Annotated in this window: 8 protein-coding genes; 2 read left to right on the top strand and 6 right to left on the bottom strand. The window is 43.6% G+C overall.

Features of this window, described 5'->3' with window-relative positions; all coding sequences use genetic code 11:
* The first annotated feature begins 103 nt into the window (after nt 1-103).
* Nucleotides 104-838, top strand: a complete 735-nt coding sequence (locus KHN78_RS18800) for an MBL fold metallo-hydrolase (protein WP_211918941.1) — start codon at nt 104-106, stop codon at nt 836-838.
* A 121-nt stretch (nt 839-959) separates the two neighbouring features.
* On the opposite strand, the gene KHN78_RS18795 is transcribed toward KHN78_RS18800, so the two are convergent.
* The 4 genes from KHN78_RS18795 to KHN78_RS18780 all read right to left on the bottom strand — a co-directional run bounded on the left by KHN78_RS18795 (nt 960) and on the right by KHN78_RS18780 (nt 5,212).
* A complete protein-coding gene (locus tag KHN78_RS18795; protein WP_211918070.1) occupies nt 960-1,388 on the bottom strand; it encodes an ATP-dependent zinc protease in 429 nt (142 codons plus the stop codon).
* A 62-nt stretch (nt 1,389-1,450) separates the two neighbouring features.
* Nucleotides 1,451-2,356 carry a 30S ribosomal protein S6--L-glutamate ligase gene (gene rimK, locus KHN78_RS18790; protein ID WP_128812517.1) on the bottom strand — a complete coding sequence of 302 codons (906 nt, stop codon included), beginning with the start codon at nt 2,354-2,356 and terminating at the stop codon, nt 1,451-1,453.
* Nucleotides 2,357-2,770: 414 nt separating this feature from the next.
* Complete coding sequence (locus KHN78_RS18785) at nt 2,771-3,682, bottom strand: LysR family transcriptional regulator (RefSeq protein WP_211918068.1); 912 nt, start codon at nt 3,680-3,682, stop codon at nt 2,771-2,773.
* A 1,191-nt stretch (nt 3,683-4,873) separates the two neighbouring features.
* Nucleotides 4,874-5,212: a YggL family protein gene (locus KHN78_RS18780; protein ID WP_211918066.1), complete on the bottom strand. Its 339-nt coding sequence runs from the start codon at nt 5,210-5,212 to the stop codon at nt 4,874-4,876.
* A gap of 235 nt (nt 5,213-5,447) precedes the next feature.
* Here KHN78_RS18780 and KHN78_RS18775 point away from each other — a divergent pair, with 235 nt between their 5' ends.
* Entirely contained in the window at nt 5,448-7,484 is a 2,037-nt protein-coding gene (locus KHN78_RS18775; RefSeq protein ID WP_211918064.1) for a PhoX family protein, read from the top strand.
* 127 nt (nt 7,485-7,611) lie between these two features.
* Here KHN78_RS18775 and KHN78_RS18770 read toward each other — a convergent pair whose 3' ends face one another.
* Complete coding sequence (locus KHN78_RS18770; RefSeq protein ID WP_211918062.1) at nt 7,612-9,003, bottom strand: glycoside hydrolase family 1 protein; 1,392 nt, start codon at nt 9,001-9,003, stop codon at nt 7,612-7,614.
* A 158-nt stretch (nt 9,004-9,161) separates the two neighbouring features.
* Nucleotides 9,162-11,228, bottom strand: coding sequence for an ATP-binding protein (locus KHN78_RS18765; protein WP_211918060.1), 2,067 nt, complete (start codon nt 11,226-11,228; stop codon nt 9,162-9,164).
* Nucleotides 11,229-11,373: the final 145 nt, after the last annotated feature.

Here is an 11,373-nt window from a genome sequence, read left to right as displayed (position 1 = left end):
CGTTCACTACTTGGGAATATTTTCGCCATTTAAACATCTCCTATGACTAAGAAAACAAGGATACGTTTTGCAGTTACATAGAATCCAAGGTTACATTCAAACCATGTATCTTGCTGAGTATTCAGATAAATTGATGCTGCTTGATGGTGCTAGTCGAGCAGATATCCCGAATCTGAAAGACTTTATTGAACACCAGCTTCATCGCCCTTTCAGCGAACTCAAGTTGGTGGTGGTGACACATATGCATCCTGATCATGCTGGTGCCGCGCACAAACTGCGTGATTTAACGGGATGTAAAGTGTTGGCAGCAAAGCGAGAGCATCATTGGTATGGTGGTTTAGACGGTTGGCTTATGCACTTGACCGATTTGGTTTTGGCTCGGTGGATGGCGAATAGAATGCGAAAGATCAAGCGCAACTTGTGGTATTCACGAAAGCTTCGTCCTGATATCGAGCTGGTGGATGGCGACGTGATCCCCGGGTTTGAAGATTGGCAAGTGCTGGAAACGCCAGGGCATACTGATCGAGACTTATCCGTATATCACGCTGAACAAAACGTATTGTATGTGGCAGACTTAATGGTGAAAGTAAAAAGCCATTTGATTGCGCCTTTTCCTATATTCCATCCAAATCAGTATCGTCAATCGTTGTTGCGAGTCTTTGAAATGAATCCAGCGTGTTTGTTGGTTGCGCACGGAGGGGAGGTCGATTTCGACTACAATGCTTACCAACACATTATGAATACTGCGCCGACAAGGCCGATCACACATTGGCGTGTGACAAAGATAAAGATAAAAGGGTTGGTTCGCTCTCTATTAAGACGTAAGAAAGCCATTTGAATAAAAAGAAAGGAAATAAGAAGAAAGTAAGAAGAAAGAAAGTAAGAAGAAAGTAATTTCAAGAAAGGCGTAAAGAGCCAGATGAGCGACCGTGAAGTTCACTCATCTGTAGCTACGGGGATTATGGCGCCAGTAGGTGCGATTGGCTAGGGTCTACCAGAACTTTGTCTGCCATACCCTGACGGCCTAGTAACATCATGTATGTCATTTTGCCACGGTTTGTTAGCGTAATATCGATTGGCCATTCTTGACCGCCCATACGCAACATTGTCGTGATAACATAACGGTGCTCAAATGTGCCGTTTGATGATTTAACTTTACGATTTGCTTTAACTAGCGCTTTACAGCGAACCACTTGCTCTAAGTGGTAAACGTCTGGGTGCAAATCGAATTCAACGTAAGATTCACCGTCTTTTTCAAAACATTCAAGGTTATCTACGTGGATAGAAGAAGTCTGTGCACCGGTGTCGATGCGCGCTTCTAGGTGAGTAATCCCTAACTCAGGTAAGCAAATTGCTTCGGCGTTCCCAATGATCATTTTCTGATTCATAGTCTCATCCTAGCGATGGTTTTCAGAAAGAACCTCAAATTAGGCTCTTTCTGAAAGAATTATCAACCTTTACCGCGAGTACGGTTAGCGTTTGGTTTAGCGTTTTTCTCAATGAAATCGAAGATCATACCAGCAACGTCTTTCTCTGTTGCGGTTTCGATTCCCTCAAGGCCTGGAGAAGAGTTGACTTCCATTACAACAGGGCCATTTTTCGATTGAAGAATATCAACGCCACATAGATTTAGACCCATCACTTTCGCGGCGTTCAGTGCAGTTGCACGCTCTTCTTTGCTTAACTTAACCAGTTGAGCAGAACCACCACGGTGTAGGTTAGAGCGGAACTCGCCTTCTTTTGCTTGGCGTTTCATCGCTGCAATCACTTTGTTGCCTACAACAAAGCAGCGAATATCCGCACCGTTAGCTTCTTCAATGAACTCTTGCACCATGATGTTTGCCTTTAGGCCCATGAATGCTTCGATCACGCTTTCCGCTGCTTTGGTTGTTTCAGCAAGTACAACGCCGATACCTTGAGTACCTTCAAGTAGCTTGATAACCAATGGTGCGCCACCAACGTTTTTGATCACGTCTTGAATATTGTCAGGGTGGTGGGCAAAACCAGTACGTGGTAGACCGATACCTTGGCGTGAAAGCAACTGCATTGAGCGCAGTTTGTCACGTGAGCGACTAATTGCTACTGATTCATTCACACAGAATGTACCCATCATTTCGAACTGACGTACAACAGCTGTACCGTAGAAAGTGATAGATGCACCAATGCGTGGAATGACCGCATCGTATTTTGGCAATTCTTCACCCTTGTAACGAATCTTAGGGTTGTTACTCGTAATATCCATATAACAGTGCAGAGTATCGATAACATCAACTTGATGTCCGCGCTCTTCACCCGCCTGCTTTAGGCGCATGGTTGAATATAGATTCTCATTACGAGAAAGAATAGCAATACGCATGGCAATTCCTTAGTAAGTCAGTACCAAATTAAAAAAGTAAGTATAGAGTATAGTGAGTAGGTGTGAATGATGTGACAGAACCCACTCTCTTCAACGATTTAGAATTGTGGTTGGACAACCACGTCGTCAGAGGGCGAACCTTAGGGTGTTTTCTTTGATGATAAAAACTAAAAAAAATGCTCGACACGACAAAAATAATTTATCGAGCTCTCAGCCCTTGCAGCGAGCGTCTGTCAAGGGCTTGGAAAAGAAAAATAATGTGTATGAGCAAATTTTTTTGGGATGCATGTAACAAAATTAAAGCGCAATTTGACCTCAATTATTAAGTGTTTAGATGGTGACTCAAACAAACTTAGCCGTTTGGATGGCTGCTTAGAGCTTAGAGCTTAGAGCTTAGAGCTTAGAGCTTAGAGCTTAGAGCTCAGATAAGAGGTATTCGTTTCCCATAACCCCCAATAATACTTCTTTGATGGTCTGGTATCGCAGTGGCAGTGTGCGACTGCGTTTTCTCACCAAAAACAAATCTTCGTATACGGGTTGTTTTAATTCCGCCACATACAACTCTTCTCGTAAAGAAAAGCTCTCAACCGCACTATATGGTAGAACAGTAAAACCAAGTCCTTTACTGACAGGCAATAGGATTTGGCTTAATTGATTTACGTAGCCAGAGAGTGGCATATCGCTAACCTTAATCTCTTTAAGTAAAGGTTCTGCACATTGGTCGAAAAATAGCGTCATGTAGTGTTCAGCATCAGGGTGACCAACCACACCACAACGTATTAGGGCCTCAGGCGTTAGTGTTTTTCCTTGATAAGATTTCGGCAAGATCAAACACAAGGTTTCTCGGCCAATTTGCTCGCTCTGGAACACGCTTTTATTCGGTGAATAAGTCACGATACCCATATCAATGCGGCCATCGGCAACACCATTTAGAATAGATTGGTTGGGCGCGGCTTCTAAATGAATGGACAGGCTACGGTGTTGTTTTTGTTTCTCAAGTAGAGGGTCAAATAGCATTAACGCAAGTGCCCCAGAACAAGCCAGTTTACAATGGCCAGCAAAGGGGTCATCGAAGCTCAAATCTTCCAGTAGGTTTTTCTCTTTCTCTTCCAGATCTAGCGCGTAGGCATACACCATGCGACCTTGCTCAGTCAGCTCGAAGCTTTTGTTTTCACGTTTTATAAGGGGGTGCTGACACGCTTGCTCTAGCTTTTTAATGTGCTGGCTGACGCCGGGTTGGGTCATGTAGAGCTTTTCTGCGGTCTGAGTAAAGTGGCCGACTTCGACAAGGGTTTTAAATGTGTGTAACCAAACTGGATTGAGCATAGGGAATGTTTTGCCGTAAGCGTGCTAAAGAAGTTGTGGAAATAATAGCATGATGGAGAGTGGAACAAAGAGAAATGGCAGGCAAAATAAAACCCCGCCTGGTTTCCCAGACGGGGCTTATTCTTCTTCGCAGCAATCCGGCTACTAATAGGTGCTCCCTGCATCTATCCTTGATTGTGGCTAAATCCTTTAACCGAGTTCCTTGTTCATCGCCTTCCTAGCGGTGTCCATTCTTGCCCGTCATCCTGACTGGCGAACTCTATCCTAGAGTTTAACTACATCCTTGCTGATAACTCATCCTAAGCTACCAAATCTTCTTCCTGAAGATACCCAATCCTTTAGGCTTTTTCCTGTTCCCGCCAACATCCTGTCGACACATTTAGTATTGACGTTTTACTGATGGCTCTCAATTAGCTAGGCAAAGAAAAATAGAGATATCAATATGTGGATTTGCAATTTTTTCAAAAATATCAGTTAGTTATTATTGACTGTAATTCAATCTTAGATATTTTTAGTCGTTTGGCTTACATGTTTTGTAAGAGATCTCTTACAAATGAACTGGCTAATATCTTGTTTAGAGAGATTTCTAAATTCGCTAAAAGGTGTTTGAGATCACAGATTAAATGGATTCACGCTAGCAGTAAGTAAATTAAAATTTTATTAAAGGTGTTGCAGGGAACTTGATTGAAATTTTTCTGTCATAAGCGGAGAGTAATTTTACCGTAGCAACAAGATAAAACAGCTCAACTGGTCAAAAAATGACTGCAACGACTCGATTTTTATCATTATGTTGTGAAATTTGTCACGGTTAATTGACTCAATCCCCGATAGATTGGAGGGGAATAAAGCCTTAGACAATAAGCTCATGATGAGCGTTACCTATATAGATGAGGGAGATTACTATGAAAAAGATGAGAAAAGCTCAGTTGCATCGTGTTCGCATTCAATACTGGAAAGACACGAAAACTGAAATGTCTAGAAAAGCATAGTTAACCACACTTGAAGAAAGCGAGCTGGCAATGGAATTCATACCTTTCCCATTAATTGCCAGCTCTAAGAACCTAACACGACCTATTTACCCCCATGAAGCATAACAACTGCTAACCACTTTCTTTTCCAATATTTTTTCGCCTGAAATGCAAAAAAGCCAGTCCGAAGACCAGCTTTTCAATCATTGTTCTGACTTGCTAATTACAAGTAATTTGCGTCAACTAATGCGCCTGCTTGTGCGTTGCGAACTTCTGGGCGAGCTTGTAGCCAAGCGAGAACTTGCGCTTTCTGTTCTTCTGTCGCACTTGCGTAGCGATCTGTTGAACATAGGAAACCTTCGAATAGCTCAAGGCCGCCACCGCCGAAGCATAGGTTTAAAGTATCAATGTAGTCGATAAACTCATCAACGAATGCATCGTAACGGTCAAAGTCGTTGATGTCTGTTTCACAGCTGATCTCGAAACCCAGGATCGCAAATTCACCTAGGAACAGCTTCTTGCGAAGACGACGATTTTTGTTATCGATTTTATCTAGTTTCATGATTATTTCTCGTAGATGATTGAATATATCCGAGTAACTTTATACACCCTATTTAAGGTGAAACCCAGCGAAAATCGGCACTATCGTTACCGAATTTTGTTTTATAACATTCTGTAAACATAACTTTCATACACATCGAGTATTTCTGTCATTTTTCTCACTCACACTTCATCACGTCCAATTAATGGAAATACCATCTTCTAATAACGAACATGAATACTGGGAAAGCGACACCATGAGTAAGGAAACTTTTGACGCAACACGTTTTAACCAAAGTAAGAACAAGCCTTTTGAAGAGGTACTGGAAGCCAATCTTTCTCGACGCAGCATAATAAAAGGTGGCGTTGGGATCAGTGCAATGACGGCTTTTGGAGCATTTGGTCTTGCAGGATGTAACTCTTCAAGCTCGGATAATTCTGTCAAAGCGGCTTCTGGTGCAGCGGGTGCCGTATTGAATTTTGAATCCATTCCAGGCTCATTAACCGATGCGGTTGCGATTCCGCCGGGTTACACGGCCCAAGTGCTTGTTCCTTGGGGAACGCCTTTGAATGCGCAAGGCAATGACTGGAAAGACGATGGTAGTAATACTGGGACAGATCAGCTCAATGCGCTTGGAATGCATCATGATGGATTGCATTTCTTTCCATTGAATGACAGCAGTACCGATGGTCTATTATGTATCAACCATGAGTACATTGATTTGTCTGCTTTACATCCAAATGGTCCGACGGTTGAAAATGGTGTGCGTACGATTGTAGACGAGGTACGTAAAGAAATAAACGCACACGGTGTGTCAGTCGTTCGTATTCAATTAAGCGATAATCAATGGCAGTTAGTGGATAATGACCCGCTAAATCGTCGCTATACTGGCGCGACGGTTATGGATCTTTCTGGTCCTATCGCGCACACGAGCCTTGCCGTAACACGTTTTTCCCCTGATGGGAGTCAAGCGCGCGGTACTTTGAACAATTGTGGTAATGGTTATACCCCTTGGGGAACCTACTTGACGTGTGAAGAGAACTGGCCTGGTTATTTTGTTAATACTGGCGTTCGTACACAAGAGCAAGACCGTATTGGTGTCGATGATGAAAATACGCGATATTTGTGGGAAACGTTAGCAGGGGATGCAGAAGAGCGATTGGATGAGTTTGCACGCTTTAACGTCAAGCCAACGGGCAGCAGTGCGATGGATGACTATCGCAATGAAGCAAACGGACATGGTTATATTGTTGAAATTGATCCTTATACGCAAAATTCACGAGCGAAAAAACGCACCGCATTAGGTCGCTTCCGTCACGAGGGGTGCACGTTCGGTAAGCTTGAAGCAGGCAAACCCGTCGTATTTTATTCTGGTCACGACTCTCGATTTGAGTACCTATACAAATTTGAGTCTGCTGTGGTTTGGGATCCTGCAGATGCAAATCCATCAAATCGTTTGGCAATGGGCGATAAATATATGGATGACGGCATATTGTATGTTGCTCGCTTTAACGAAGACAGTTCGGGTACATGGCTTCCATTGACATTGGACAGTACAACGGTTTCTGGCGGGACACTAGCAGACAGCTTTACTTCATTAGCTGATATTATTTTGAACACAGCAGGTGCGGCTGATTTAGTCGGCGCGACACCAATGGACCGTCCGGAATGGTGTACAGTCGATCCATATACTGGCTCGGTGTATCTGACGTTGACTAATAACACCAGACGTAAAGATGAAACTAACCCTGCTAATCCACGTTTGAATAATAAATTTGGTCACGTTATCCGTTGGGATGAGGGAGAGGCTGCAACTGAGTTTACATGGGATATCTTTGTATTTGGTTCGCCGGCAAATGGTGATGCAGATACCAACCGTTCAAGCCTAACGGAGCTTAATCAATTTGCTAGCCCTGATGGTTTGGCTTTTGACCCTCGTGGTATTTTATGGATTCAAACCGACAACGGTGCAGACGAAGTAGAGGAATACACGAACGATCAAATGTTGGCCGTCGTGCCATCTAAGCTCACTGATGAAAATGGTAACCAAGCCACGATAGGGGCAGACAACCAAGCGGAGTTAAAACGTTTCTTTGTCGGTCCAAATGGATGTGAAGTCACAGGCTTTACCATCAGCCCTGATTACAAATCGCTATTCGTCAACATTCAACACCCTGGTAACTGGCCTTATAGTCATAACGCTGCGGAAGAGACGCCAGCAGGTATGACAGTCCGTCCAAGAGCGGCAACGGTGGTTATTCGCAGAAAAGATGGTGGCGAAATTGGCGTATAGCCTAGCAAAACTCACTTTCTCATGAGGTTATATTTGGTGAAATTAAGCCCTGCACAGACAGGGCTTTGTTGTTTTCTATCTAAATAAACATGCACTTTATATCTAGGCTTGTATCTAGATAATCAGCTTAGCTTTTTAATGAACCACCGGCAGTACGAATCACATCTTGGTACCAGAAGAAGCTCTTTTTGCGTTTGCGCTCTAACGTACCTTGACCATCGTTATGGCGATCAACATAAATAAAGCCATAACGCTTGCTCATTTCTGCCGTTGAATTCGCAACGAGATCGATAGGCCCCCAACTTGTGAACCCCATGAGTTCCACGCCGTCTAGCATTGCTTCATGAGCTTGCACGAGGTGGTCATTCAAGTAAGCGATGCGGTAATCATCTTGAATTTCACCGTTTTCATCGATTTCATCACGCGCACCTAGTCCATTTTCTACCACAAATAGTGGCTTTTGGTAGCGATCGTGTAGGAAGTTCAATAGAACGCGCAAACCTTTCGGGTCAATCAACCAACCCCATTGGCTCTTTTCGAGATATGGGTTTGGCACGCTATCGACGATATTACCGACTTCTTTTTGTTTTGGATCTGCACTCGCACAGCCACTGGCGTAATAGCTAAATGAGATAAAATCGACACTTGCCGACGCAATTTCTTCCAAGTCGCCAGCTTCCATCTGGATTTCAATGCCATTTTCTCGGAAGTAGCGCTTCATGTAACCCGGGTATTGCCCGCGTGTTTGCACATCACCGAAGAACAGCCATTTATTGTTTTCGTGCATTGCGGCAAGAACGTCATCAGGGTTACAGGTGTATGGGTAGTTGATAGCGCCCAGTAACATGTTACCAATTTTGCCGTTTGGTACGATTTGCTGACACAGTTTTACTGCTTTCGCGTTTGCAACCAGTTGGTGGTGAATCGCTTGGTAGATCTCTTGTTCATTGGCATCTTCTTGCAAGCCAACACCAGTAAATGGTGCGTGCAAAGACATGTTGATTTCATTGAACGTGAGCCACAGTTTCACTTTGTCTTTGTAGCGTTCTAGAACCGTGCGTGCGTAACGCTCAAAGAAATCGATAACGCGACGATCGCCCCAACCGCCATAGTTTTCAACCAGTGCGTAAGGCATTTCGTAGTGAGATAGTGTCACGAAAGGTTGAATATTGTGCTTAGCAAGCTCTTCAAAAATCTTATCGTAGAATGCCAAACCCTCTTCGTTTGGTTCTGACTCATCACCATTTGGGAAAATGCGACTCCATGCTAAAGAGAGACGCAAACAGTTGAAGCCCATCTCTTTAAATAGAGCGATGTCTTCTGGGTAGCGGTTGTAGAAATCGATCGCTACGTCTTTGATACCTGGAGTGCGTTCTTCACGGGTTTGATGTGGGCTCAGAATACCGTTTGGCAGCATGTCTGATGTCGATAACCCTTTCCCCCCAAGGTTGTATGACCCTTCTACCTGGTTGGCTGCAATGGCACCGCCCCAAAGAAAATGTTCTGGAAACTTAATCATGTTTCTCGCTCTTTATGGTTTTGAAATTATGTGTTTGAGAATAGTGTAGGTGAGAGTGCGATTCTTGTATTGAGATCGTATTTTTCCCAAAGCGTGAGGAATAATGGTTTTATTGATGGGATTGTAATCAATAATCTGAACGTAATTTGAGGGGGAAATCAGGATGATGCGGTTTGAAACAGCAAGTGAAACGTGAGACCTTGTTGTGGATTCGTTTTTACTGAAACACTTCCACCCATATCTCGCATGTTGTTTGCAGTGATGGCTAATCCAAGGCCTAGCCCTTTCCCAATTTTTTTTGATGTTTGGAATGGTTCAAATATTGACCCTAACTGTTCCTCTGGCACGCCACAGCCATTATCACTGATGGTTAATTCGATCTGTTTTCCCATTGGGTTAACAATAAGATTTAGCTGTGGCTGGTTGGTTTCTATCATGGCATCTAGAGCGTTAGATATAAGGTTTCCGATAACTTGGAGTAACCTTTGCTCTTCTCCTTTAATTGGTGGTAATTCATAAGGGATTCGTACTCGCACATCGATAGGGGCAAGTTGAGACTGGTAGAGACGTAATGTTTCTTCCAATGCGGCTGTAAGCGATATTGCCTGAAGGTTTTCTGGTTTGCTGTAAGCAAAGGTTTTGAGTTGGCGAGTCATACTTGCCATGCGATCAATAAGTTTTTGGATTAAAACATTATTGGCTTTTACCATATCCACCTCACCACGCTCGATGAGCAGTTCATTTGTGGTGAGCAAGGTGCGCAAACCTGTTAGAGGTTGGTTTAACTCGTGAGTAATGGCGCTCGACATTCTGCCCAAGGCTGCCATTTTACTCGATTCAATTAATTGGCTTTGCGCTTCTTTCAGGGCTTGCGTGCGCTCTTCTACTCGTTGTGCCAGTTCTTGGTTGATTTGCTGGAGTGATTGTTCTGCTTTTTTACGTTTGCTGATGTCGATAAGGGTCGCTAAAAAGTATTGTTCGCCATGCAAAGGGAAGCGGGTTAAAGAGAACAAGATCGGGAACACACTGCCATCACTTCGTCTGGCGAGGGTTTCTGCATTACTAATTTCAGCTAACTCTCGGTGTTTAGGTAAGTCCTTGAGTAGCGTTAACGTCGTTGAATTTTGGTTGCCTGCATTAAAAAGCTCCCAAGCAGATGTCTCACGATTGACGCTTTCAGGTAGAGAGAATAATCGTTTTGCCATCGGGTTAAGATCGAATAACTTGCCTTGTTCATCAATCAACAACAACCCAACATGAGTCTTGTTGATCATTTGCTTTAAACGGCGCTGAGATTCTTCCAGTAGTGCTTGAATTCGTCGTTGGTTGAGATTTTTTTGATGACGCTGTACACCGATAATTGACAGTAAAAGGATTAACAATAATAGGGCGACGACACCCCAGCCAACCATGTTGATCGTTTGCTGAACGGGTTTAATCGGAGAAAGGTAACTGACGTACCAATTTAAATCATCGAGTTTGACGGTGTGCGCAAAATATCGCTGTTTTTTTAGCGTCCAAACTCGAATAATCGTGTCATCGTAAAGACGTTGGGTTTCAACGTTAACGGTATTGTTTTGTTCGTTAAACCAGTCCGCGTTGTATGCGGCACTGCTTGATAAGATGAAGCGTTGCTGACGATTTTGCAAAGTGATGATGTCTTGACTGGTAAGAGTCTGATCGGTGAGCAAGCTTAAGTTTATTTGTACTACAACAACCCCCGCAATGTCGAGGCCATCATAAATGGGGGCCGCTAAATAATAGAGTGGACTAGACCCCTTGGTTTTATTGACCAAAGAAACACCGCCGCCTTGGTTATGTATTTGCTCAACGATAGCTTGGCGGTCCGGCAGACTAAAGCGCTCATCAACTAAGCTAGATACCAAGACTTCTCCCCTAGCGGATAGAATTAGCCAACCCTCTGTATTTGCCGCTTTATCGAGTTGTATCAGTTGGGCCTCAATCGGCTCGTAGTAAGTGAGGTTGCCTTTCACAAAAGCGATGGTTTCTGGATTGTTGGTGACCAGATAAGGCAGGTGATAGAAACGTTTAAGGGCACGTCGAACTTCACCAATATAATCAAGCAGTTTTTGCTGAGCATCGGTTTGTGACTGTACATTTAGCCATTGACGGGCAACTTCTCGACTGGTGGTGTAGCAGAATAAAATCAATACACTAGCAATCGCGATGATTAGCCATGTTTTCCTATTCTTACTGCGCAACATAAGATGGCTCCTTAACGAAACTGATACAAGATTGCGCTTAACCTTTTGGATGTTAAAGACTTGTAAGTGAGAAGTGAGATCCAGCTCCTTTTCTCTGTATGGTTTTTTGTTAACGTAAGCCAAGAACGATTGGCTCGCTAGCTCA

It is taken from the genome of Vibrio sp. B1REV9 (assembly GCF_905175395.2).
GTDB lineage: Bacteria > Pseudomonadota > Gammaproteobacteria > Enterobacterales > Vibrionaceae > Vibrio > Vibrio alfacsensis.
The sequence above is the reverse complement of the archived record's forward strand: the minus strand, read 5'-3'. Positions and strand labels throughout refer to the sequence as shown.